Origin of the sequence: Steroidobacter flavus (assembly GCF_042651805.1) — a bacterium.
GTDB lineage: Bacteria > Pseudomonadota > Gammaproteobacteria > Steroidobacterales > Steroidobacteraceae > Steroidobacter > Steroidobacter flavus.
In genome coordinates, this window is record NZ_JBHSDU010000001.1 from 795,182 (window position 1) to 820,952 (window position 25,771).

Here is a 25,771-nt window from a genome sequence, read left to right on the forward strand (position 1 = left end):
GTCACTTCCCTCCACACACGTTGTCGTCCGTGCCGTCGATGAACGGCGCCTGCGGACACTGCACATAGCGCAGACGCACGCCTTGCGGCAGCAAATTGTCGGAGCGCATTTCCGCCGGCGCGTTGTTGATTGCGCCGCTCAGCGTCTGACCCGCGTTATGCAGGCCCATGAACGCGACCATGTCGTCCTGATCGATACCGTCGCCGGACACACCGACCGCGCCGATCAAAGTATTTCCTCGATAAATCGGCACGCTGCCGGGGAAGATCTGCAGCCCGTTCGCCAGGCGCACGCCCGTGATCGTCTGCCCCACGCTGCTGAGGTCGGTGGCCAGTTGCACACCCGCGCACCCCTGCGCCACATCCGGAATCCCAGGCACGCCGGCCACGAACAACACGTGCTGAAGAACGGCGTTCATCGCGACGTCGAGTTGCATGCCGGTGGAGAACGGACTCCACTCGCCTCGCGGCTTGCTCATCGGGCCCTGATTCTCATCGTTGATGCCATCGGGATAGAACGGTCGCGCCAGGTTGCCGTAAGCGCGATCGGTGTATGCGATCTGCCCGTCGGCAAGCGCAGTGGGACTATTGAGGAACGTGCGCAACTGATCCACATAGCTGCTCAACTGAATCGAGCGCACGACGCTGACGGCCGCGTCCGTTGTGCTGAGATATCGAGCGTCGGGCAAGCTCGCGATGAAGCTCGCTGCCGTGCTCGATGACATGAACGCCGCGGTACGCGCCTTCTGCAACGACACGTCCGTGCCGAACAGCGGCGCATCGCGCGTGCGAGCAACGCCAAGAATCACGCCCTGCGAATCGACGACTGAAATCGTCACGCGAGCTTGCGAGCCCACCGGACGTCGAATCTGCGCACGAGCACGATTCGCGACATCGAGCGCCGATTGCAGCACCGTGCGCACTTCGCTTTCAGTCAGCGCCGAAGCGCCATCGGTACCGGCGCGGGGCGGATATCGCAGATTGTTTGTTTCATCGACCAGGACGAAAGCGTCGCGTCCGGGATAGTTCTGATCGCCGTCAGCACGCACGCCCGACCCGGGCTGACCGAACACTGTGCCGTCGCGAATGACGCCGTCCGAATAACCCGGCACCGGAATCAGTGCGCCCACGGCCGCGGTGAGCGTGCTGAAGTCCGGGGCGGCTTGCGGGTTCGCGTTGAGATCGGCGAACTCCACATCGGTGAAGCGGAGTACTTTGCCATCGACGGTGATGCGATCGGCACGCCGATCGACCGGCGCGCTGTAGCTAAACGTCGCGGCGAGCGCGATCGCCTCGTCCACGTCGATGTCACGATCCAGAATGCTCTTGTCGATGGTGTAGAAACCATCGGCCAGCACGCCGACACCGCCCACCACAGTGCCGTTCTTGTAGAGCGGGAAGCCACCCGGGTCCGCCGACAATCCCAGCGGCGTTCGCTGCGGTCCCGGGCCCGGCGTACCGGTGAACGAACGAACCAGATCCGAGCACGCGAGCGAGCTGAACTGCACGCCGAACAACGGACCGGCCGGCTGAAAGTCTTCGCCAGGATTGAAATGTTCCTGCACGATCTGACTAGCGACCCGCGTCGAGAACGCGTTGCCTTCCGAAGACAGATACGCGCCGGTCACCGCCTTCGCTATGGCTGCCGCTTGATCGATGTTCACCATCGCTGCCTGTACCGGCAGACGAATGCCTTCCAAACCGCCGGCGATCGGCGCGCTGCCGTCCGGGGACGTCGTCACCGTCACCGAGCGCGAGCTCGCGTCGCCCATGCGATACACAGCGAGCACATTGCCCACGCGATCGACGACCGCGATCGTTGCATTCGTGCCGCGTGCTTGTGCTTCGGCAACGCCCTGGGCGATCACTCGTTGCACATCGGCGACGGTGAGGTTCGATAGCGACGTTCCCAGACATGTGCCAGTGCAGGTCGGATTGCTGGTATCGGTGCCGGTGGTCGGAGTCGTGGGCGAGCCGCCTGAACAGGCCGCCAGCACCACCGCCGAAAACGGCAATAGCAAGCTCCGCCACGCGCGAATATGTGAAGTCTGTCTCATGATCCAGCGAGTTCGCCCGCAGGCGTACGTTTGGTTTCGCTCCGTTGCTCTCCCGCGGGATTCCCCAGGCCGCGCTCCTGCGGTCGCCCGGCCTTTGGGATGAATAACGTCGTGATGCGGGAATTCACGCCACTGGTGAAAACATCCAGCAGCGATGGATCGCGCGGGTGATATTCGTGACAGCTCACGCATTGCACGGTGACTCGCTCGGCCGCAGCCTTATCGCCATGACACTCGGTACATTTCGTAATGCCGGGTACCATCAGATCACTGGCGTCCTCGGATTTTTTGGCCGCATGGCAGGACATGCACGCCTCATCGCCGGTCAGCTTGCCCTGAATCTGATGACTGCGATGATCGAAGCGATTCGCCGGGAAGTAATCGCGCGCGAACTTGATCGGGATGACGTTGAAGCGCTCGAATACGTTGGGCGCTTTCGTGTCGATCACGCCGTGGCAGCCAATGCAACCGCGACGCGTGAACTGACTTTCAATTTCCTTGCGGGCGCTGCGCATGGCGCAATCGAACGGCGCACCGGTGCAGGTCTCCTCTTCATCGTCGTGTCCCGGCAGGCGACGACGCTCGCGCGTCACCTTGCCCGCGTTCGGATCGGAGAACTTGCGAGTGAAGTAGTCCTGTAACGTGAGCACGACTTCGCGCGGCTTGCCATGAGGCAGCTGACGATCCGGCGCGGCAGGATCGAACGTGAGCTCATGACACGACGAGCACTGCCCTTCCATCCGGATCGGCGCAAAGTGCTCGCCATCCGGCTCGAGCCGATGACAGTCGGCGCAGTTCATCGGCTTGCTGTCGCCGCGACGGAGCACCTGATCCGGATCGAGATGCTGCTGATGAGAGAACTTCAGGTTCGACTGTTCCTTGGCCTTGTCGAGCTCAGCGACCAGCGTCTTCCATTCATAGGTGAAGCCGGCGCCCGACTGCGCCGTGGTCGAGACCAGCAGGTGAGGCTTGAATTCAGGATGCCGCTGTAAGCCAAAGCCCAGCACCGGCTCCTTCTCGATCTGACCGAAGCCGTGCTTGGGATCGCCGTGACAATCGACGCACATTCCATCGCCACTGTTGACGAGGAAGGTCTGCGGCTCGTTGTGCTCGCGATGACAGGTCGCACAGCGCGGCGTCGGTCCAAGCTCGGTGAGCGCCAGACGTGCGGGCATGATGTGATCGTGCGTCGTGCGATGACATTCGGTGCAGGCCGCGTCCTGCACCCGCTGGAACAGCTTTTGATGGCAGGTCTCGCAGCGATCGCCGATGGCCTGTTGATGCACTTGATGCAACGGACCGCTGTTCCAGAACTTGTCGCCCGGAACCCACGAAGGCGTCGCCATGCCGCCGTGATGCAGCTTCATCACAAAGAACGGCAATGCCAGTCCGAACAACAGCACCAGCACCACGCCGGTCCACGCCATGGCGCGCTTGCCGAGCCAGGTCTGTGACAGGTCGGTGCGGAATGCGCTCTCGAACGCGCTGGCATCGATACGATCGTTGGGTTGCAGCTCGATGGCCGCATTGAAGCCCGGCGGCGGTTGAGCAATGCGCAGACGATGCCCGGCCAGCTCGATCACATCGCCGACGTTGAGTCGGGCCGTCGCCTTCTTCTTGCCGTTGAGACGAACCACCTCGCCGCGCCGGCACTCCAGCATGAGCTGCGAGCCGGCCAGCACGATCACCGCATGCTCGGGCGCGATGCCCCGGCCCAACAACTGAATGTTTCGATCGGCGGCACTGCCGATGGTCAGCGCTTTGCTCGTGATCTCGGTATCGTAGTACTCGGCGATACCGTCTGGCCCTTCCCGTAGCTCGCGTAGTAATGCATCCATGCGCGCGGCTACCAGTAGAAGAAGGTCACGATGATGTGCAACACCAACGCCACGAGCAACGCGATGGTGATGGGCACATGGAAGTACAGCCAGATCTTGAGCCAGCCATACAAGCGAATGTCACGACGGATTCGTCGTAGCACGGCCTGTCGCCGGCACAGCATGACGATGAGCTGTTGAAGGTTGGCGGCTTCGGCGCCCTTGGCCGCTCGCGGCAAGCGGGCGCCGACGAAATCGATGACTTGCTGCTGGTCGGTATTGCGAACCGGCTTGCCCTCGCCGCGCACGAAATACGAGCCGTCGCGACTGAACAGCTGCGAGTACATGCCTCCGCCGAGCGTCGTGCGCTCGATACTGCTGTCCACGGCAATGGCGATGTCCGGCGCGCAACGGCTCGCGATGGAGCGGGCGTTTCGATCCAATTCGAACAATTCGGCAAACAACTCCGCGCGTGCCCCACCCTCGCGGTTTTTGGAAATGAGCTGGGGATAGCTCATGTACGTGTACAAGCCGAAGAAGCCACTCAGAATCACCACACACATGAGCACATACGCAAGCGTGTGCAAATTCCAGCCAACCTGGAGCCCGGCATGCAGGGTCGCGATCACGATGAGTGCTGAACCGAGGTACACATGAGCCGAGGTCCAGCCCTGCACGGTGCCCGTGGTGGAGCTGTAACGGCGTTTGCGAACGCCGAGCATGGTCAGCCAGACGATCAGCAGCGCGCCGACCGTGCCGAGCACATAGCCCTGCCAGGTGCCGCCGTTCGGTGGCTGCGAGTCGCCTTGGGTGACATACAAAACACACGACGCGACGATCAGCCCCAGCGACCACCAGAGGTAGCGGGCCCCGCGATACGACAGGAGATTGCGGTGGATCACCGCTTACGCTCCTCGACCAGGTCGATGAACTGCTCGGGCCCGATGCGAATCGCCGCCCCGGTCGGACAGGCTCGCACGCAGGCCGGTCCGCCTTTCAGCCCAACGCAGGCGTCGCACTTGGTCGCTTTCTTGCCTTTGTCCTTCGCTTTGGCGGAGGGTTTGTAATCGGGCTCTTCGCCCGGACCGCTGCCGATCGCGAACAGCATCCATGAGACCAGCCCGGGCTTTTTCGGCGCGTCGTACACCATGCGGATCACGCCGTATGGGCAGTTCGCTTCGCAGTTACCGCAGCCGATGCAGGTCTCGTTGATGTACACCTCGCCGCTCTCCGACCGGCGCAACGCGTTCGGCGGGCAGTCCTTCATGCAATGAGGCTGCTCGCAATGACGGCAGGAGATCGGGATGTGAATGTTTGCAAACGTCGCGCCGGCTTCGCGATCCAGGCGCGACACGCCTTCGTGAGTCTCGGCGCAGGCCTTTTCGCAGTTGTCACAACCGACGCACAGGGCTTCGTCGATGACCAGGACATTGGTGGCCTCGCCGAGTCCTTCGTCCATCAGGAAGTTCATCAGCGTGCCCGCTTCCGGTCGGACCTGCATGCGCGCGTTGTCCACGACGCGTCGGCTCACATCTTTTTGCAGCGGATCCAATCGTGCGTCGTCACGACGGGTGAGTTCGAGGAACTCCTTGCGCTTGATCTCGATGAGCTCGGCTGCAACGTTCGCCGTCGCGGTCTCGCGCCGAACCGGGTCGCCCATCAGCGCCATCTCACCGATGAGCTGACCGGAGCGGACCTGCGACACCAGCTTGTCCTCGTCGCCCTGCCGACGTAACAAAGTGATCGCGCCCGAGCGCAACACGAACAACGAATCGCCAGGCTCTTTCTCGCTAAACAATACTTCGCCGGCTTTGAGCTTGCGCAAGGTCACCCGCGTGGCGATGTTTCGAAGCTCTCTGAGGGTGGCGAACGGCGCGAAGTGTCGTTGCAGCTCGCGCACGATGAAAATCCAGTCGATGCCGCTGCGAACTTCCTCGTTGGAGTTGATCAGCTTCACCATGGTCCGGCGCGGCGTTTCCACGAGGATACAGCCCGGACCCGCGACCGCTTTCTCCAATCGCGGCCGGCCGGACAGCAAGCTCATCTCGCCGAAGAACTCGCCGCGCCCCAGACGCGTGCGGATCTTCTGCGGGCCGGTGGCTTCGAGCAGCACTTCGCCATCGACGATGGTGAAGAACGAGGTGCCGAACTCGCCCGGCTCGTAGATCACCTCGCCTTCGCGAATGACCCGGGTCATGCGCGGCTGCGGATCTTTCAGCGCCAGCTTCTTCTGCAGCACCGCCATGCGCTTGCGGGCATCGTCGAACTCAGCGCCCGCGGGGAACGTGACCAGCAGGTCGCTCTCGATCACCAGCTCGCGGAACGCCAGCGGATTCATCTGGCGAAACATCGGGATCAGGGTCTGGAAACGTTCGATGATCTCGTCGACCGAGCGCTCGAACGGCAGCCCGAAAAATTGATACTCGAGCAGCGGATGATCGGCCGGCTTCACGTCGTTGCCGTTGATGAACTCTACGACATCGTAGCCTTGATTCATGGCCTGTTTTATCAGCGGATAGCCGGCCAGCGAGCCGATGATATAAACGCCAGGCACGTTACTTTCGTAGTGACGGCTCAGCTCGGGAATGGCATCGCTGCGCTCGTTTGGAAACTTGATGCCGATGGACTCGACGAATTTCCTGGGAGGGATGGCCCCCAAGCGCGCGATGATGCGATGACACTGCACCGTCTTCTCGCCCGCCGCGGTCTGCATCACGACGGACAGCGGCATCGCGCCGCTCGTCTGCGTGACGCTCTTGATGCTGGTTTCGTAGTAACAATTCAGCCGGCGGCGCGGATCGGTGATGGCCGCGACCACCGCGTTGAGGTTGGCGTCCTTGGCGCGGCTGAATTCCTTGCCGCGATTCAAGATCCAGACATCGTTCTGCTCGGCGAGCGCCAGCGCGTTTTCGATGGCCGAGTCACCGGCGCCCACCACCAGGATGGTCTCGTTGGTGAATTCCTTGGGATCGTCGAGCTGATATTGAACGCGCTCCAGGTCTTCACCCGGCGCGCCGAGTTTGCGGGGATTGCCTTCCAGACCGATCGCGAGCACGACGCTCGCGGCTTGAATGGTCTCGCCGGTGACCAGCTGAATCGCGAACGCGCCCTTGCCACCGCCGATCTTCCTGACTTCGGCGTTGTGCCGGATGTTTACATTGAGCTGACGCAGACCGTCGCCCCACGCCGACAGAATTTTCTCGCGGCTGCCGGCGCCGAAGCCCAGATCGCTACGCAGATCCAGGAACCCGGGCTCGGCCATCACATGCTTACCCTTCTGGTAACGCTGGATGGTCTTGGCGTGCGCGCTGAAGCCTTCGAGCAGTATGTAACTGGGACTCGAGCGCCTCGCCTGTTGATCACGCGCCGCTGCGCGTGCAGCTGCGCTCAGGCCCGCCGGGCCCGCGCCGATGATTGCGATTTGGTACATGCAGAAACAAATGCGCCAGCACTTGCTCCTCCCTGCGATTGCTTGCGACCCGCTGCCATCCCGAACGATTTTATTTGTTAAATTCGCGCTGGATGCTACCCACCCGGCTACGACCCTAGCAAGGTGTCTACCGTGCGCTACGTCACGGAATCCAGGACGTTTGTGGCGGCGAATAGACTAGGGCTGGATTCGCCCGCGGCTGCGAATCGGATGCGGAGACAGGGTATGCGGGCGCGTAATGCAGACGTAAACTCGCGCAAGGGTCTAAAGGAATCGCCGATGAAGATGCTCGCCGCCGTCGTGCTGTCCGCGTTCGTCGCCTTGCCGGCGTTCGCCCAGTCGCGGGAATACCAGGGGCCGCGGTTGCGTGCACCGGACGCCACCGATCAGATCATCGTGCGCTGGCGGAACGGCGCTCAGACGACGCTCGCGGCGTCCCCCGCGCAACGGGCCGGCAAGCTCACGGCCAGCTCGGGCCTGTCGATCCAGCACAAGCGACGTAGCAGCTCGAACACCGACGTATACAAGCTCGACCATGCCATGAGCGGCACCGAGCTGCAGGCCGTGCTCGACAAGCTCAACGCCGATCCGGACGTGGCCTTCGCGGTGGCCGACAAGCGCCGTCAGATCCAGGCGACCCCGTCTGACCCGCTGCTCGCGAACCAGTGGTATTTCCTCGGCGTGGAGCCCGCCGCGACTCACACGGATGAGGCCTGGGACGTGACCACAGACAGCACGGGCACGCCCGCCGTGGTTGCCGTGCTGGATACCGGCGTCCGGCCCGATCATCCCGACCTGACCAACAAGATCATCCTGGCAGGCTACGACTTCATCTCCGATGCCCGGGTCGGCAACGATGGCGATGGACGGGACGCGGATGCCAGCGATCCCGGCGACTGGGTCGACGCGGCCGATCGCGCCACCTCGTTCTTCGCCAATTGCACGGCCGGCAACAGCTCCTGGCACGGCACGCGTGTGTCGAGCTTGATCGGTGCATCGAGCAACGATGGTGTCGGCATGGCCGGCGCCGGCTGGGGCACGCGGATTCTTCCGGTGCGAGTTCTCGGCAAATGCGGTGGCTTCGATTCCGACATCATCGATGGCATGCGCTGGGCCGCGGGTCTGACCGTCGAGGGCGCCCCCCAGAATCAGAATCCCGCCAACGTCATCAACCTGAGCCTCGGCGGCGACGACGACTGCAATGCCGCCTATCAATCCGCTGTCGATGAGATCACCGGGCGCGGCACATTGATCGTGGCCTCCGTCGGTAACGACGGCATTCCTCCCGGCACGCCCGCGAACTGCTCGAACGTGCTCGGCGTCGGCGGCATTCGACACGTCGGCACCAAGATCGGCTTCAGCAACCTCGGCGCGGGCACCGATATCTCGGCCCCCGGCGGCAATTGCGTGAATAACGGCCCTCCGTTCACCGACGCCGCGCCCTGCCAGTACGCGATGCAAGTGGCGATCGACACGGGCGAAAAGAGCCCGGTGGCCCCGAGCTATACGGATCGTGTGACTCGGCCGAACTTCGGTACCAGCTTCTCCGCGCCCCTCGTAGCGGGGGCCGCGGCATTGATGCATTCGGTGAACCCGCGACTCACGCCGGATCAGTACACGACGTTGTTACAGGAATCGGCGACGCCCTTCCCGACCTCCAGCGCGACCACCAACACGATCTGCCGCGTGCCGACCAACTTCGTGCAGGGGGGCGAATGTATCTGCACGACGGTCACCTGCGGCGCCGGCATGCTCAATACCAAGGCGGCGGTGAATGCAGCCCGCAAACCGTTCGGCATCGTGCAGTCGACCGCGACCATCAATCCAAACGTCGCCGTGAGCATCAGCGGCGACACGAGTTTCGCCGCCGCTCCGCGCACGGTGGCGAGCTATCAGTGGAGTGTCATCAACGTCACCGGCGCTGCGCCGACGATCGCCGACGCGGCGGCCGCGTCGACGACAGTGCAAGTGAGTGGAAACAGCCGCTTCACCTTGCGGCTGCGAGTGACGGACGACGCGGGCACCACCGATGACACCGATTTCGCGATGGTCACCGCCACGCCGCCCGAGACACAGACAGCGCCGCCGTCCTCGCCGATCGGTCAGAGCGACGGTGGCGGCGGCAGCTTCGATTGGCTGCTGCTGTTCCTGGGCATGTTGCCGCTGGCGCTGCCCGCCTTCCGCCGCCGCAAGGTGGCGAACGGCTCAGCCGGTCGCAGCCACCGGCGCCGTCGCCGCGAGCACTTCGCGGAGTGACTTCTCGATGATGTCGAGGCCTTCGTTGATGATGGCGTCGGGCGCGGTCAGCGGCACCAGCAAACGAATCACGTTGGCATAGAGGCCGCACGACAACAGCACCAGGCCATTAGCCGCCGCGCGCTGAACCAGCGCCTTGGCCAGATCCGCATCGGGCGCATGCGCATCCCGATTACGCACCAGCTCCATCGCCACCATCGCGCCCAGGCCGCGCACTTCACCCACGCAGGTGAACTCGCCCTGGAACTTACGCAGCCGCTGCATGAGGATGTCGCCGACCTGATTGGCACGCGCCGGCAGCTTCTCCTTCTCCATCACTTCGATCACGGCGAGCGCAGCGGCGCAGCTCACTGCGGAGCCCGCATAGGTACCGCCGAGACCGCCGGTGATCGGCGCATCCATGATCTGCTGCTTGCCGACGACCGCCGCCAGCGGGAAACCGCCCGCGAGGCTCTTCGCCATGGTCATCAGATCCGGCTCGACGCCGTAGTGCTCGATAGCAAACATCTTGCCAGTGCGGGCAAAGCCGGTCTGAATCTCATCGACGATGAGCACGATGCCGTGCTTGTCACAAAGTGCACGCAGCGCTTTCATGAACTCCACGGGCGCCGCGTAGAACCCACCTTCGCCGAGCACCGGCTCGATGATGATGGCGGCCACGCGCGACGGCTCAACGTCATATTTGAACAGCTGATCGAGCGCGGCGAGGCTGTCTTCCGACGTCACGCCGTGATACGTCACCGGGAACGGCACGTGATAAACGTCGCCAGGGAACGGACCGAAGCCCACTTTGTACGGCGACACTTTGCCGGTCAGCGCCATGGCCATGTACGTACGACCATGGAAGCTGCCGCCGAATGCGATCACTGCGGAACGACCCGTGTGAGCACGCGCGATCTTCACCGCGTTCTCCACGGCTTCGGCACCGGTGGTGACGAGCATGGTCTTCTTCGGCGTCGGGCCCGGCGCCAATGCATTGAGCTTCTCAGCCAACTCAACCGCTACACGATACGGCGTGATCATCACGCACGTATGCGTGAAGCCAGCATCGAGCTGCTTCACTACCGCGGCTTTGACGTGCGGATGCAGATGGCCGGTATTCAACACGGCGATGCCGCCGGCGAAATCGACGTAGCGGCGCCCGTCCGCGTCCCATACCTCGGCGTTCTGCCCCTTCTCGATGTAGACGGGCAGCATGGTGGACATGCCCTTGGTGAGCGCAGCGTTGCGCCGGGCGTGCAGGTCTGAGTTGGCTGACATGACTGTTCTCGAAGAATGAAATAAACAACTGTCGGCGAGCCTGTGTCGCCTCAGGCGATCCAATGATTCATGAGGCTCGCCGACATGAGGTGAGAGTTACTTCGGCGCGAGCTGGGTCGCGGCGAGATTGCGCAGATAGTCCTGGAACTTGGTGCCGAGCGCTTCGTGCTTCAGGCCGTATTCGACGGTGGCTTGCAAATAACCGAGCTTGCTGCCGCAGTCATAACGCTTGCCTTCGAACTCGTAAGCAAACACGTTCTCTTCGCCGAGCAGATCGGCAATCGCATCGGTGAGCTGAATCTCGCCGCCGGCGCCGCGGCCCGTGTTTTCGAGCTTGGCGAAAATGGTGGGCGACAACAGATAACGACCGACCACGGCGAGCGTTGACGGCGCGTTCTGCGGACGCGGCTTCTCGACGATCTGCTTCACCGTGCTGATGCGGCCTTCGCGCGCGTCGGTGGCGACGATGCCGTACTTGTCTGTTTCGGCGCGCGGCACGGTTTCCACGCCGAGCACGCTGCCACCACGCTCCGCATGCACTTCGGCCATCTGACGCAGGCAAGGCGTCGGCGCGTCGATCAAGTCGTCGGCGAGGTGCACGAAGAAAGGTTCATCGCCCACCACCGGCTTGGCACACCACACAGCGTGACCCAGACCGAGCGGCGACGGCTGACGAATGTAAATACAGCTGGCCCAGGACGGCACGATGTCTTTGAGCGCTTTGAGCAGCTCGTACTTCTTCTGCGCTTCCAGCGCTTCCTCCAACTCGTGATCGCTATCGAAGTGATCTTCGATGGCGCGCTTGGAGCTGCCCGTAATGAAGACGAGCTTGCGCGCACCCGCGGCGAGCGCTTCTTCGGCGGCATATTGGATCAGCGGCTTGTCGACGATCGGCAACATCTCCTTGGGGCTCGCCTTGGTGGCCGGCAAGAAGCGCGTGCCGCGCCCCGCCACCGGAAATACTGCCGTTCTGATCTCGTTCGTCGATACCTTCGCCACTGCACATCTCCGCGTTTGCTTAAGGGTGCGACCCCGATGATATCGCAAGCTGCCGGTGCCGGAGGGGTGACAAAAGGCCCGGTCGCTGGTGACCGGGCACAGTTCACGGTACGGCCCTCCTCAGCTGCCCTTGCGGGGGCCGGTTGTCGCCGAATCCATACGGATATTGACGCGGTTTCGTTCCAACGTTTTGGCGCCGATGCCCTTGATCTTGCGCAGGTCGTCGGCGCTCTTGAAGGCACCGTTCTTGTCGCGGTACTCGACAATATCCTGCGCCTTGCTCAAGCCGATGCCCTGCAGTTCTTTGGCGATGGTGGCGGCGTCGGCGCTGTTGATATCCACCGGGCCGGCCCAGACCGCGGCAGGCAACAGGCTGCAGATCAGCATTTGCACAGCGCGCCTTACGAGACGTGTCGACATGATTCTCTCCTTGAATGGTTTGCCGTATTCGGCGACGGAGATTGTCGACCCGGAGGGGTGGCGAAAAGCGCTCGATATCTGGGGCAAACGCCCGGCAATCGAGCGAATGTCAGGCAGGAAATGTGCTCAGCGCCGATACATGCCCGGCGCCAGGTCCAGCAATGCCACGGGCGCGAACGCATCCCAGCTGCGGCAGCCCGGGCACTGCCAGAAATGCGCCGCGCTCGCGAAGCCGCAGTCCACGCAGCGGTAACGTTGAGTGCGGCGGAGAATTCGGCCGAGCGCGGTCGCCAATGCCGTGCATTGCTCCGCCGTCAGATGTGAGGGATCGCCGCTCGTGGCACTGACAATTTCGCCGAGCGTGGGATCTTCCCGCAGCAAGTCGGGTAAACACTCGCGGACGAACGGTTCCTGCTCCAATCCGGCCACGATCGCAGCGTATGCAAGCTCCGCACGCGCCACGGGATCGGGTCGCATCCACGCTCGGAAACGCCGCTCGATCTCGACCGCATCGGTGCCGCGCATCGCACGCATCACTCGGGGCAGAGCCAAGGTCAGCAGCTTCGGATGCAATTCGACGGCGCGCTGACACAGCAGCGCCGCCAGCTCCGGCTGATTCATATCGAGCGCGATATCGGCGCGAATCAGCGCGCCGCGAGGAAAGTTACGTTGAGCATCGCGGGCGTGATGCAGTTGTTCGCGAGCGCCGGTGAAATCGCCCTTTGCACGCATTTGCTCCGCAAGCTCGCAGTGGTAGTGAGCGATGGCGGTCGGGTGTTCGGGCGACGCCACCGCCACCAGCTTGCGATGCGCGAGGATCGCCTGCTCCCAATCGCGCTGCTGCTCGTAGATCCGTAACAGATATCGCAGCGCCTGCACGTGACGGCCGCCGCCGTCGGCCAGCTGTAGAAACAAACGTTCGGCGCGATCGAACAGACCGGCGCGAAAATAGTCCTCGCCCAGAGCAAACATCGCGTGCAGGCGATGATCGTCGCTCAGCGACGGGCGCGCCATGATGTTCTCGTGCACGCGAATCGCCCGCTCCACTTCGCCGCGGCGGCGGTAGAGATTGCCGAGCGCGAAGTGCGTTTCGACGGTGTCGTTGTCGACATCGACCATGCGCAGGAACACTTCGAGCGCCTTGTCCGGCTCCTCATCGAGCAGGAACCCCAGCCCGCGGAAATATTCTTCGGAGAGTTTGTTCGGCTCGGGATTGCCGGGACCGGCACTGGATCGGTAGCGACCGAATAGCCAGCCGGCAGCCGCGGCGACGAACAGCGCGGCGATCAACAATAAGGACGGCGGGTCAGCCGGCATTTTCCCCGGTCGCGGCGGCGGCCCGGGCGCGCTGCTCGGCCAGGCGCAAAGCACGTCGCAGCCGGCCACGCTCGTTCAACAGCTCGGCCACCCAGTAAACGCGCCAGATCAGCCCCGCCACCAGGCCGGCGACGAATGCCACCACCAGCGCGAGACCGAGCGGAGTCGCGATCCGCAGGAACGCCAGCTCCACTTCGACGCGATCGACATTCATGGCGCTGACGAACAGCGCGACGAGCGCAGCCAGCGCAACGGTGAAATAAAAGACGACGCGGGACATAGGTCCCTAGTTTACGGGAATTAATCAGTCCCGGATGGGGCTGTCCGCACCGTCATTAACCCGCTCGCGCAGGTCCTTGCCGGGCTTGAAATGCGGCACGTACTTGCCAGACAGCGCCACGGTCTCGCCGGTCTTGGGATTGCGACCCTGGCGAGGCGGACGGAAATGCAATGAAAAGCTGCCGAAGCCACGGATCTCGATACGACCGCCCTGCGCAAGGGCATCGCTCATGATCTCCAGCACCTGCTTTACCGCCAGTTCAACGTCCTTGGCTGGCAGATGTTTCTGCTTGGCTGCAATGAGCTCGATGAGTTCCGATTTGGTCATGCTCGGGCCCGTTGTTGTTCTTCCAGAGAACCTGCTGCCTTGACGAGAGTTCTGCGGCGACAAGCACGGCGGTGGACAGCCACCGCCGTGCCGCTGATTGTCGCTAAACCATCAGCTGAGGACAGGTTAATTGTCCTGGCTTCCGATGTGCTCCTTCAGCAGATCGCCAAGGCTGGTGCCGGCCGAGGTCTCGTTGGTGCGGTAATTCGACACCACCTCGGCTTCCTCGTGAATTTCCTTCGCCTTGATCGACAGAGCAATCGTGCGGCTCTTGCGGTCGACGTTGGTGAAGCGGGCTTCCACTTCCTGGTCGACCTTCAGCACCGTACGTGCGTCTTCCACGCGGTCACGCGACAGCTCGGAAGCGCGCAGATGGCCATCCACACCGCCGCCCAGGTCGATGATCGCGCCCTTGGCGTCGACTTCGCGCACCTTGCCTTTGACGATGCTGCCCTTCGGGTGATCGGCGATCCAGGCCGAGAACGGATCCTTCGCCAGCTGCTTGATGCCCAGCGAGATACGCTCGCGCTCCGGATCGATCGACAGCACCATGGCTTCGACCTGCTGACCCTTCTGGTAGTTGCGCACCGCCTCTTCGCCCGGAATATCCCAGGAGATATCGGACAGGTGCACCAGGCCGTCGATGCCGCCGGACAGACCGATGAAGATACCGAAATCGGTGATCGACTTGATCTGGCCGCTGACCTTGTCGCCGCGGTTGTAGTTGTCGCCGAAGTCCTTCCACGGATTGCTCTGGCACTGCTTGATGCCCAGAGAAATACGACGGCGCTCTTCGTCGATGTCCAACACCATGACTTCCACTTCCTGGCCGATGTGCACGACCTTGGAGGGGTTCACGTTCTTGTTGGTCCAGTCCATTTCGGACACGTGCACCAGACCTTCCACGCCCTCTTCGATTTCCACGAAGCAGCCGTAGTCGGCGATGTTGGTGACCTTACCGAACAGGCGCGTGCCGGTCGGATAGCGGCGGCCGATGGCCTGCCACGGATCGTTGCCCAGCTGCTTGATGCCGAGGCTGACGCGCTGACGCTCGCGATCGAACTTCAGGATGCGCACGTCGATCTCGTCGCCGACGGTGACCACTTCCGACGGATGCTTGACGCGCTTCCACGCCATGTCGGTGATGTGCAAGAGGCCGTCGATGCCGCCCAGGTCCACGAACGCACCGTAGTCGGTGAGGTTCTTGACCGTGCCCTTGACGACCGCGCCTTCCTGCAGCTTCTCCAGCAGTTCCGAACGCTCGGCGCTGTATTCCTGCTCGACCACCGCACGACGCGACACGACCACGTTGTTGCGCTTCTGATCCAGCTTGATGACTTTGAATTCGAGGGTCTTGCCTTCGAGATACGAGGGATCGCGCACCGGACGCACATCGACCAGCGAGCCCGGCAGGAATGCGCGGACGAAGTCGATTTCGACGGTGAAGCCGCCCTTGACGCGGCCATTGATGATGCCCTTGACGATCTCCTGCTTCTCGAACGCCTGCTCGAGACGCGACCAGGTGCGGGCGCGCTTGGCTTTTTCGCGCGACAGGCGCGTTTCGCCGTTGCCGTCCTCGACGCTGTCGAGGGCAACTTCGACGTCATCGCCGACGCTGACTTCGATCTCGCCACGGTCGTTCTTGAATTGCTCGACCGGGATCACCGCCTCGCTCTTCAGGCCGGCGTTGACGAGCACCACATCGGGCCCGACTTCCACCACACGGCCGGTGAGGATGGCGCCTGGCTTGATCCGTTGGGAGGCCAGACTTTCTTCGAACAGTTGCGCAAAACTTTCGGTCATGAGTATTTCCAGGGCCACGTCGGGCCCGCATGTTTGTCCTGTCGGCATCCGGTCCGATCAGGGGTTGTTGCATCGAGCCGCGCATCCGGCGCAGCGCCAAAGAAATCAAACAGACACATTCAGCTGAAAATCAACGGCGCCCGAAGCGCGCGGCGGCCAGTTCCAGAACTCTGGCCAGGACGGCGTCAATCGTCATCGAGGTGGAGTCCACGATCTGCGCGTCATCCGCGGGCTTTAGCGGGGCGATCGGGCGGCTTGCGTCGCGTCGGTCACGCTCGGCGATGTCCAGCGAAAGGGCGGCGAGGTTAGCATCGAGCCCCTTGTCTTTCAACTGGTTATAACGCCTGCGGGCGCGCTCTTCGGCGCTCGCCGTCAGGTATATCTTGAGGCGGGCGGACGGAAAAACCACGGTTCCCATGTCGCGCCCGTCCGCCACCAGCCCAGGGGGCTGTGCAAATGCACGCTGGCGCTCTAATAGGGCCGCACGGACGCCCGGCATCGCCCCCACCCGGGAGGCGCCCTCGCCAGTCTGCTCGGTCCGGATGGCCCTGCTGACCTCCTCGCCTTCCAGCCAGATCTGCTCGCCCCCGTCCGGGGCCAGGCCGAATCTGACATCCAGCTGCTGGGCGACGCGCTCGTGGCCGCTCTGATCGTCCTGAGCCAGCCCTTTGCGCAACCCGGCCAGCGCCACCAGGCGGTACAGCGCGCCGCTATCGAGCAGATGCCAACCCAGCTGATCGGCGACTCGCCGCGCGATCGTGCCCTTACCCGAGCCGCTCGGCCCGTCGATGGTGAGAATCGGGGTGCTGTCAGTCATGCACGGTGACGTTCAGCCCCGCCGACCCGGCGGTGCCGGGGAAGTCCGGGAACGACGTGGCCACGTTCGCCACATCCAGGATCTTGATCGGTGCGGCGGCGCGCAGGCTGGCCACCGAGAATGACATCGCGATCCGATGATCGCCATGGCTGTCCACGGTGCCGCCCGAAAACACCTTGGTTTCCGGGCGACCCTGAATACGGATGCCGTCGGGCAGGACTTCGCAGGTCACGCCCATCGCCTTCAAGCCGTCGGCCATGACAGCGATGCGGTCGCTTTCTTTCACGCGCAGCTCTTCGGCACCGGTGACGATGGTCTCGCCCTGCGCGCAGGACGCGGCGACGAACAACACTGGGAATTCATCGATGGCCAAGGGCACCAGATGTTCGGGCACATGAATGCCTTTCAATTGCGCCGGACGCACTTCGATATCGGCGACCGGCTCGGCGCCCGCGGAGCGATGATTCACTACGCGCAGGTCCGCGCCCATCAGCGCCAGGATATCCAGCAGCCCGGTGCGCGTCGGATTGATGCCGACACCGGTGATGGTCAGCACCGCATCCTTCTTGGGATTGATGGAGCCTGCGACCATGAAGAAGGCCGCGGACGAAAAATCTCCCGGCACTTCCAGCGTGCACGCTTTCAGTTGCGTCGGCGGCGTCAGCGACACTTCGCCGCGCGCGGCGTCGACCTGGCAGCCAAAGCTCAGCAACATGCGCTCCGTATGATCGCGCGTGACCGCAGGCTCGATGACCGTCGTCGGCGTGTTTTTTGCATACAAACCGGCGAGCAGCACCGCGGATTTCACCTGCGCGCTGGCCACGGGCAACTCATAACGAATGCCCTTCAACGTCGCGCCGCCTGTGATTTTCACCGGCGGTTTACCGTCGAGGGTCGCGATCTGCGCGCCCATCTCGCGCAGCGGCTTGGCCGCGCGCTCCATCGGGCGCTTCATCAGCGACGAATCGCCGATCAGCTCGCTGTTGAAGGGCTGGCCGGACAACAGACCGGTCATCAGTCGCATCGACGTACCGGAGTTGCCCAGATCCAGTGCGTGATTCGCCTGCTTCAAGCCGCGCATGCCGACGCCATGAACGCGCACCGCCTGCGGGCCTGTCTGCTCGATTTTCACGCCGAGCGCTCGCATCGCCTTCATGGTCGACAGGCAATCTTCGCTTTCCAGGAAGCCGGACACTTCGGTCACGCCGTCGGCGATGCTGCCGAGCATGAGCGAACGGTGCGAAACGGACTTATCGCCGGGCACGCGGACCGCGCCGGAAACGCCAGAAACGGGCTCGACTATGTAATGCGACATCTAAGATATTACGGGGTAACTGGGCCGGCGGCGCCGGGCCTCAGGGCGCTCAGTCTACCCTCATTCCGGCCTTACAGCACCGCGGCCGGGTACGAGCCCAGCACCCGAAACAGGGTGGACGCTTTTCGCAGCTCTTCCAGCGCCGTGGACAGCGGCGGCTGCTCGGCGTGGCCGATCACATCGATAAAGAACACATAATCCCATTTGCGCTTGCGCGACGGTCGGGACTCGATGCGGGTCATGGTGATGTCATTGGCGGCCAGCGGCCCCAGCAACCGATGAAGCGCACCGGGCGATTGCGTGTCGCCCGCTGAGACCAGCAAGGTTGTCTTGTCTTGTCCGCTCGCGCTGAACAGCTTGCGGCCGACCACCAGGAAGCGGGTGGTGTTATCGGCCGTGTCCTCGATTTCCGGAACGATCACGCCGAGGTTGTAAACCTCCGCGGCCGCCTCACCGGCAATCGCCGCCGTGCCGTCTTCGTCGCGTGCGCGACGGGCCGCCTCGGCATTGCTGCTGACCGGCACGCGCTCGATGTTTGGAAGATGCTCGTCCAGCCATTGACGACACTGCGCCAACGACTGCGGATGTGAGCAAACACGCGCGATCTTCTGCAGCCCTTTCATGCGCCCCATCAGATGCTGACGGATGCGCAACTCGATCTCGCCGCAAATCTTCAGCGGCGAGTTCAGAAACATATCCAGCGTGTGATTGACCGTGCCCTCGGTGGAATTCTCGATGGGCACCACGCCGAAGTCGGCATGACCGGCCTGCACTTCCTCGAACACTTCGCTGATCGCCGGCAGCGGCAGCGCCCGCACCGAATGGCCGAAATGTTTCAGCACCGCCTGCTGGGAGAAGGTGCCTTCCGGGCCGAGGAACGCGATCTTCAGCGGCTCCTGCTGAGCCAGGCACGCCGACATGATCTCGCGGAACAGTCGCACGATCTCGTCGTTACGCAGCGGGCCTTTGTTACGCTCGATGGCATTGCGCAGCACCTGCGCTTCGCGCTCGGGCTTGTAAAAGTCCGCCGTGCTCATCCCTTCGCCGCGCTTGGACTCGCCCACCTGCTGGGCAAAGCGGGCCCGCTCGTTCAACAGGTCATGGATGCGCTGATCGATCCCGTCGATACGCTCACGGATCGAGCTCAGCTCGACCGACGCCTTCGGTGCCGAGGTGGCAGCGGGCGCGGCGGACGCTTTCTTGGGCTTGGAGCTGCCTTTGCTGGAGGCGGCCTTGGAGGTGCGCTTCATTGGGACTTATCGTCGCTGGGAGCTGAATGTTTCGGGGCGTATCTCAGCCCGTCATTCTGCCAGCCTCGACGGTCACAACGCACGCACGTTCAATACACCCTCGATCTTGCGCAGCTGGTCGAGCACCCCGGCGGGCACCTGTCCGTCCACGTCGATCAACGTATAGGCCAGCTCGCCGCGGGATTTATTGAGCAGGTCGGCGATGTTGAGCCTGGCATGGGCGAGCGCCGTCGAGATCTGTCCGACCATGTTCGGCACGTTCTCATTGGAAATCGACAAGCGGGTCGAATTCGCGGTCCGGGGCAACACCGCCTCGGGAAAATTGACCGAGTGGCGGATGTTGCCGTTCTCGAGGAAGTCCTTGAGCGTGTCCGCGACCATGATGGCGCAGTTCTCCTCGGCCTCGCCGGTGGACGCGCCCAGATGCGGCAGCGCCACGATCTTCGGATGATTCTTGACGCCGTTGGTCGGGAAGTCACAGATGTAGGCGCCGAGCTTGCCGCTGTCGAGCGCTTCGACCACTGCCTTTTCATCGACGATGCCGGCGCGCGAAAAGTTGAGCACGACGCCATTGTCTTTCAGCAGCCGGATGCGCGCGGCGTTCACGAAGCCGCGAGTCGCTTCCATCAAGGGAACATGCACCGTGACCATGTCGCAACGTGAGAACAGATCGTCCAGCGACAATGCCTGCTGCACGCCCGACGATAATTGCCAGGCACGTTGCACGGTGATTTGCGGATCGAAACCGAGCACGCGCATGCCGAGCAGATGTGCCGCGTTCGCTACTTCAACGCCGACTGCGCCGAGACCGATGACACCGAGCGTGCGACTCGGCAGCTCGTAACCGACGTATTTCTTCTTGCCCTGCTCGACCGCGACATCCAGCTCTTCGTCGCTGCCTTTGAGATTGCGCGCGTAGTCCCAGGCCTGACAGATATTGCGAGCCGCAAGAAACAAACCGGCGATGACCAGTTCTTTCACGGCGTTCGCATTGGCGCCCGGTGCATTGAAGACCGGAATGCCACGTGCGGACAGACGCGATACGGGAATATTGTTGGTGCCCGCGCCGGCGCGGCCGACCGCGATGACACTGGAGGGAATATCGATCGAGTGCATGTCCGCCGAGCGGACCAGCACCGCGTGCGGGTCGCTCAGCGCGGAGGCAACTTCATAACGATCTCGCGGCAGCCGCTCCAGGCCGCGCAGCGAGATGTTGTTCAGCATCAGGATTCGATAAGCCACACCGTCTCCCATCGCTTGTGACTAAGTCCGCTATGCGTGCTTGCGCTCGAATTCCTTCATGAAGCTCACGAGCGCTTCCACGCCGGCCAGCGGCATGGCGTTGTAGATGCTGGCGCGCATGCCACCGACCGAGCGATGGCCTTCCAGCGTCACCAGTCCGGCGTCCTTCGCTTCGGCAGTGAACGTCTTGTCCAGCTCCGGCTTCGCCAGCGTGAAAGGAACATTCATCCACGAGCGCGCATCGTGCGCCACTGGATTCTTATAGAAAGACGAAGTGTCGATGGCCGAGTACAGCAGCTCCGCCTTGCGACGATTGATCTCGCCCATGGCCTTCAGGCCGCCCTGACGCTTCAACCACTGGAACACCAGACCCGCCAGATACCAGGCGTAGGTCGGCGGGGTATTCAGCATCGAGCCTTCCTTCGCCATGGCGGTGTAGTCCATGAAGGCCGGCGTGCCCGGGCGTGCGTGACCGAGCAGGTCTTCTCGCACAATGACCAACGTGAGGCCCGCGGGACCGACGTTCTTCTGTGCACCACCGTAGATCAGGCCGAACTTGGAAACATCGATGGGCCGCGAGAGCAAGGTCGAGGACATATCGACCACCAGCGGCGTGCCGCTCTTCAATTCCGGCACGAAATGAAACTCGACGCCGCCGATGGTTTCGTTCGGCGTGTAGTGCAGATAGGCGGCGTTGTCGCTCACCTTCCAATTCGACAACAGCGGGATCGAGGTGTACGGCTCGCCGGCATCGGCGGCGACATTCACCTTCGCATAAGCCTTGGCCTCGCCGATCGCCTTCTTCGACCAGGCGCCGGTGTTCACATAGTCGACCGTGTCGCCGGGCTTGCTCAGATTCATCGGCACGCCGGCGAACTGACCCATGGCGCCGCCTTGCAGGAACAGCACCTTGTAGTTCTTCGGAATCGACAGCAGCTCGCGCAGATCGGCTTCCGCCTGTTCCGCGATGGAAATGAACGCCTTGCCCCGATGGCTCATTTCCATGACCGACATGCCGGTGCCATGCCAGTCGAGCATTTCCTCGCGCGCCTGCTCGAGTACTTCCTGAGGTAATACCGCGGGACCGGGACTGAAGTTATAGACGCGCATGTGACCTGTGAACCCTAGTTACTCTGGAGCAGCTCCGCCGCCGTCGTCGCCACCGGCTTCGCCTTCGCCGCCGGCGTCACCCTCGCCGCCTTCCGCGCCAGCCTCGCCAGCGCCTTCGCTGACGATGCGCTCCAGGCCGACCAGACGATCGCCTTCATCGACCCGAATCAGGCGCACACCCTGGGTGTTACGACCTTGCACCGAGATTTCGTTGACCTGCGTGCGCACCAGCGTGCCGCCCGAGCTGATCAGCATGATCTCGTCTTCCGGCTTCACCAGCAGCGCGCCGACCATCCGACCATTTCGCTCGCTGATTTGCAACGCGATCACGCCCTGACCGCCGCGGCCGTGGATCGGGAAGTCCTCGATCGCGGTCCGTTTACCGTAGCCATTTTCGGACGCGGTGAGCACCATGCCCTGCTCGTCGACGATGATGAGCGAGATGACTTCTTCGGTCGCCGTCGCGGGTTGCTCCGCGCCTTCAGCCGCCGGTGTGGCTTCCGGCAAGCGAATGCCACGCACGCCGGCAGCGGTGCGACCCATCGGGCGCACGTCGTTTTCATCGAAGCGAATGGCCTTGCCGCCACTCGAGCACAGAATGATCTGTTTGGTGCCGTCGGTGATATCGACGCCGACCAGCCGATCGCCCGGCTCCAGCTCGATGGCAATGATGCCGGCCTGGCGCGGCCGCGAAAACGCTTCGAGCGACGTCTTCTTCACCGTGCCCGCCGCGGTGACCATGAAGATGAACTTGTTGGTCTCGAATTCGTGGATCGGCAGTACCGCGTTGATGCGCTCGCCTTCCTGCAGCGGCAACAGATTCACAATTGGCTTTCCGCGCGAGCCACGGCTCGCCTGCGGCAGCTGATACACCTTCAGCCAATACATCTTGCCGGTGCTGGAGAAGCACAACAGCGTGTCATGAGTGTTGGCGACGAACAGCTTGTCGACGAAATCTTCGTCTTTCATCGCGGTGGCGGACTTGCCGCGACCGCCACGACGCTGCGCTTGATAATCGGTGACGGGCTGCGACTTCGCATAACCGCCATGCGACAGCGTGACCACCACGTCCTGCTGTTCGATCAGATCTTCGATGGTCAGATCCGAATGATCGAAATTGATCTGGGTGCGACGCGGATCGGCGTACTTGGCCTTGACCTCTTCCAGCTCGGTGCGGATCACCTGCAACAGGCGCTCGGGGCGCGCCAGGATGTCGCTCAGGTCGGCGATCTGCGCCAGCAGTTCCTGGAACTCGGCAATGATCTTGTCCTGCTCCAGCCCGGTCAGCCGGTTCAGGCGCATGTCCAGGATGGCTTGCGCCTGGACATCCGACAAACGATAGCCGCCTTCGACCAGACCGAACTCGATGGACAATCCGTCGGGGCGGGAGACGATGTCGCCGGCCCGCTCCAGCATCGCCGGCACGGCGCCCGAGGTCCACACGCGCCCCATCAACGCGACCTTCGCTTCGGCCGGCGTCGGCGACGCCTTGATGAGCGCGATCACTTCGTCGATGTTGGCCAGCGCGACCGCCTGACCTTCCAAAATATGGGCGCGCTCGCGAGCCTTGCGCAGGTCGAACACGGTGCGGCGGGTGACCACTTCGCGCCGGTGACGCACGAACGCTTCGAGCATCTCCTTCAGGTTGAACAGCTTCGGCTGGCCGTCCTGCAAGGCGACCATGTTCATGCCGAACACGGTTTCCATCGGCGTGTGCTTGAACAGTTTGTTCAGCACCACGTCCGCCACTTCACCGCGCTTGAGCTCGATGACCACGCGCATGCCGTCCTTGTCGGACTCGTCGCGCAAGCCATCGGAGGCGATGCCCTCGATGATCTTTTCGCGCACCAGCTCGGCGATCCGCTCGAGCAGCCGCGCCTTGTTCACCTGATACGGCAGCTCGGTGATGATGATGGCCTGACGACCCTTGTCGTCTTCCTCGATATCGGTCTTGGCGCGCACGTACACGCGACCGCGACCGGTCAAGTAGGCCGACGCGATCTCGGCGGCGCCGTTGATGATGCCGGCGGTCGGAAAATCCGGCCCCGGAATGATCTGCATCAGGTTCGCGATGGTGATGTTCGGATCGTCGATGAGCGCGATACAGGCGGTGACTACCTCGCCGAGGTTGTGCGGCGGAATGTTGGTGGCCATGCCGACCGCGATACCGGCCGAGCCGTTGATCAACAGGTTCGGCACGCGGGTCGGCAACACGACCGGCTCTTTTTCCTTGCCGTCGTAGTTGTCGACGAAGTCGACGGTCTCGCGGTCGATATCGGCGAGCAGCTCGCTCGCCAACGCGGTCATGCGGCACTCGGTGTAGCGGTAGGCCGCCGGCGGATCGCCGTCCACCGAGCCGAAGTTGCCCTGGCCGTCGACCAGCTGGTAGCGCATCGAGAAGTTCTGCGCCATGCGCACCAGCGCGTCGTAAGCCGACGTGTCGCCGTGCGGGTGATATTTACCGAGCACGTCACCGACCACGCGTGCGCACTTCACATACGGGCGGGAGTAGACGTTATTGCTCTCATGCATCGCGAACAGGATGCGACGATGGACCGGCTTCAAGCCGTCGCGCACGTCGGGCAGAGCGCGCCCGACGATGACGCTCATCGCATAGTCGAGATACGACTGACGCATCTCGTCTTCTAGGTTGACGTGCAGAATTTCGCGCGCGATTTCGGCCATGCGGAGCTCGTCGAAGGAAGTGGCGAATAATATCACATTGCGCGTCCAAAACAGGGCGTCCGGTTGTACTTCGCACAGCTATACTTCGGCGCCCATGGAACCTATCGACACGCTGCTCTCGGCCCGCTGGATCGTTCCGATCGAACCGGCGGGCGTGGTGCTGGAAGCGCACTCGCTGGCGATTCACCAGGGTCGCATCCTGGCGGTGTTGCCCACAGCCGAGGCGAAACAGCGTTTTTCCGCGCAGGAAGAACTCGAGCGGCCGGCGCACGTGCTGCTGCCGGGGTTCGTGAACGCGCATACGCATGCCGCCAGCAGCCTGTTGCACGGAGCAGTCACCAGCAGCTCGTTCGAGCATTGGGCGCACAGCGTCCGACTGCTTCAGCAGCGCTGGGTCGATGCTGAATATGTCCGCGACGGCACGGAGCTGGCGATCGCCGCCGCACTGTCGAGCGGCACGACATGTTTTGCCGACCAGCACCTTTTTCCCGAAGTGGTCGCGCAGACCGCCGCCGAAGCGCGCATGCGTGTCTGCGTCGGCCTGCCCGTACAAGATGCGCCGACCGTTTGGGCCGGCTCGGCCAGCGAATGCCTCGACAAGGGATTCAAGCTGCGGGACGAGTATCGCGACGATCCATTGATCACGACCGCGCTCGCGCCGGTGGAGCCGGCTTCGCTCAGCGACGACACACTGGAACGCGTGCGGCGACTGGCCGACGAGCTCGAATTGCCGATCCACATGCACGTCAACGAAAGCCGCGGCAGCGCGCCTTCGCTCGAACGGCTCGAACAGTTGGGACTGCTCTCGCCGCTGCTGGCCGCGGTCCATATGGTCAAACTGGATTCCGCCGACGTCGATCGCGTCGCCGCCGCGGGCGCAAGTGTCATCCATTGCCCGCAATCCAACCTCAAGCTCGGCAGCGGGCTGTGCCCGGTTCCCTTATTCAAAGATCGTGCGGTCAATGTGGCGTTGGGCAGCGGCGGTCTCGGTAACAACGATCTGCTTGCCGAGCTGCGCACTGCCGCCCTCATCGCCAACGGCATGTTTCCTGCGGCGACACCGGTCGATGCGCATGACTGGCTCCAAACGGCGACGCTGAACGGCGCACGCGCGCTCGGCCTCGCCGAGTCCATCGGCTCGCTGCTGCCGGGGAAATGGGCCGATGTGTGTTGTATCGACCTCGGTCATCCCAATACCCAGCCAACCTACGACCCGGCGGCGCAAATTGTATTTGCCGCGTCGCGCGAGCAAGTCAGCGATGTTTGGGTCGCCGGCCGCCGGCTGGTGCGCGATCGCCAGCTGACGCGTCTCGACACCGCCGCCCTGCTGAATCGCGCCGAGCTTTGGCGCGTTCGTATCGCCGCTCAGGTTAGTGAGTAGTCCCAT

At 63.1% G+C, this 25,771-nt stretch carries 19 protein-coding genes; 2 read left to right on the forward strand and 17 right to left on the reverse strand.

Annotated elements, in window-relative coordinates:
* Position 1 precedes the first annotated feature (1 nt).
* The 4 genes from ACFPN2_RS03105 to ACFPN2_RS03120 are packed head-to-tail and all read right to left on the reverse strand — an operon-like array spanning position 2 to position 7,303.
* A complete protein-coding gene (locus ACFPN2_RS03105; RefSeq protein ID WP_380594864.1) occupies positions 2–2,056 on the reverse strand; it encodes a heme-binding protein in 2,055 nt (684 codons plus the stop codon).
* Positions 2,053–3,894, reverse strand: coding sequence for an FHA domain-containing protein (locus ACFPN2_RS03110; RefSeq protein ID WP_380594865.1), 1,842 nt, complete (start codon positions 3,892–3,894; stop codon positions 2,053–2,055). The genes ACFPN2_RS03105 and ACFPN2_RS03110 overlap by 4 nt, the downstream gene beginning before the upstream one ends.
* 8 nt (positions 3,895–3,902) lie before the next feature.
* Positions 3,903–4,775 (reverse strand): hypothetical protein, encoded by an 873-nt coding sequence (locus ACFPN2_RS03115; RefSeq protein ID WP_380594867.1) that lies wholly within the window; start codon positions 4,773–4,775, stop codon positions 3,903–3,905.
* Complete coding sequence (locus tag ACFPN2_RS03120; RefSeq protein WP_380594869.1) at positions 4,772–7,303, reverse strand: cyclic nucleotide-binding domain-containing protein; 2,532 nt, start codon at positions 7,301–7,303, stop codon at positions 4,772–4,774. Before ACFPN2_RS03120 ends, ACFPN2_RS03115 begins: the two co-directional genes overlap by 4 nt.
* A gap of 279 nt (positions 7,304–7,582) precedes the next feature.
* Between ACFPN2_RS03120 and ACFPN2_RS03125 the strand changes: the two genes are divergently transcribed.
* On the forward strand, positions 7,583–9,559 hold the full coding sequence (locus ACFPN2_RS03125; RefSeq protein ID WP_380594871.1) for a S8 family peptidase: 1,977 nt from the start codon (positions 7,583–7,585) through the stop codon (positions 9,557–9,559).
* Here the strand turns inward: ACFPN2_RS03125 and gabT are convergent.
* The 13 genes from gabT to gyrA form a co-directional block, all read right to left on the reverse strand.
* Entirely contained in the window at positions 9,509–10,819 is a 1,311-nt protein-coding gene (gene gabT / locus ACFPN2_RS03130) for a 4-aminobutyrate--2-oxoglutarate transaminase (protein ID WP_380594873.1), read from the reverse strand. The two genes, ACFPN2_RS03125 and gabT, sit on opposite strands and share 51 nt — an antisense overlap.
* A gap of 96 nt (positions 10,820–10,915) precedes the next feature.
* On the reverse strand, positions 10,916–11,818 hold the full coding sequence (gene galU, locus ACFPN2_RS03135; protein ID WP_380594875.1) for a UTP--glucose-1-phosphate uridylyltransferase GalU: 903 nt from the start codon (positions 11,816–11,818) through the stop codon (positions 10,916–10,918).
* A gap of 120 nt (positions 11,819–11,938) precedes the next feature.
* Positions 11,939–12,205, reverse strand: a complete 267-nt coding sequence (locus ACFPN2_RS03140) for a ComEA family DNA-binding protein (protein ID WP_380595299.1) — start codon at positions 12,203–12,205, stop codon at positions 11,939–11,941.
* Between the two features lie 159 nt (positions 12,206–12,364).
* Positions 12,365–13,555, reverse strand: coding sequence for a tetratricopeptide repeat protein (locus ACFPN2_RS03145; protein WP_380594877.1), 1,191 nt, complete (start codon positions 13,553–13,555; stop codon positions 12,365–12,367).
* Entirely contained in the window at positions 13,545–13,835 is a 291-nt protein-coding gene (locus tag ACFPN2_RS03150) for a LapA family protein (protein ID WP_380594879.1), read from the reverse strand. Before ACFPN2_RS03150 ends, ACFPN2_RS03145 begins: the two co-directional genes overlap by 11 nt.
* Before the next feature lie 24 nt (positions 13,836–13,859).
* The gene (locus ACFPN2_RS03155; RefSeq protein ID WP_380594881.1) at positions 13,860–14,225 is read right to left on the reverse strand and encodes an integration host factor subunit beta; all 366 of its coding nucleotides are present in this window, start codon (positions 14,223–14,225) and stop codon (positions 13,860–13,862) included.
* A 63-nt stretch (positions 14,226–14,288) separates the two neighbouring features.
* The gene (gene rpsA / locus ACFPN2_RS03160; RefSeq protein WP_380594883.1) at positions 14,289–15,965 is read right to left on the reverse strand and encodes a 30S ribosomal protein S1; all 1,677 of its coding nucleotides are present in this window, start codon (positions 15,963–15,965) and stop codon (positions 14,289–14,291) included.
* Positions 15,966–16,095: 130 nt separating this feature from the next.
* A complete protein-coding gene (gene cmk / locus ACFPN2_RS03165; RefSeq protein WP_380594885.1) occupies positions 16,096–16,782 on the reverse strand; it encodes a (d)CMP kinase in 687 nt (228 codons plus the stop codon).
* Positions 16,775–18,097 (reverse strand): 3-phosphoshikimate 1-carboxyvinyltransferase, encoded by a 1,323-nt coding sequence (aroA, locus tag ACFPN2_RS03170; RefSeq protein ID WP_380594887.1) that lies wholly within the window; start codon positions 18,095–18,097, stop codon positions 16,775–16,777. Before aroA ends, cmk begins: the two co-directional genes overlap by 8 nt.
* A gap of 71 nt (positions 18,098–18,168) precedes the next feature.
* Positions 18,169–19,347: a prephenate dehydratase gene (gene pheA / locus ACFPN2_RS03175; protein WP_380594889.1), complete on the reverse strand. Its 1,179-nt coding sequence runs from the start codon at positions 19,345–19,347 to the stop codon at positions 18,169–18,171.
* A 72-nt stretch (positions 19,348–19,419) separates the two neighbouring features.
* Complete coding sequence (locus ACFPN2_RS03180; RefSeq protein WP_380595301.1) at positions 19,420–20,571, reverse strand: phosphoglycerate dehydrogenase; 1,152 nt, start codon at positions 20,569–20,571, stop codon at positions 19,420–19,422.
* 48 nt (positions 20,572–20,619) lie between these two features.
* A complete protein-coding gene (gene serC, locus ACFPN2_RS03185) occupies positions 20,620–21,699 on the reverse strand; it encodes a 3-phosphoserine/phosphohydroxythreonine transaminase (RefSeq protein ID WP_380594891.1) in 1,080 nt (359 codons plus the stop codon).
* Between the two features lie 18 nt (positions 21,700–21,717).
* Positions 21,718–24,384, reverse strand: coding sequence for a DNA gyrase subunit A (gyrA, locus tag ACFPN2_RS03190; RefSeq protein WP_380594893.1), 2,667 nt, complete (start codon positions 24,382–24,384; stop codon positions 21,718–21,720).
* Between the two features lie 94 nt (positions 24,385–24,478).
* Between gyrA and ACFPN2_RS03195 the strand changes: the two genes are divergently transcribed.
* Positions 24,479–25,765 (forward strand): amidohydrolase family protein, encoded by a 1,287-nt coding sequence (locus ACFPN2_RS03195; RefSeq protein WP_380594895.1) that lies wholly within the window; start codon positions 24,479–24,481, stop codon positions 25,763–25,765.
* The last annotated feature ends 6 nt before the right edge of the window (positions 25,766–25,771 follow it).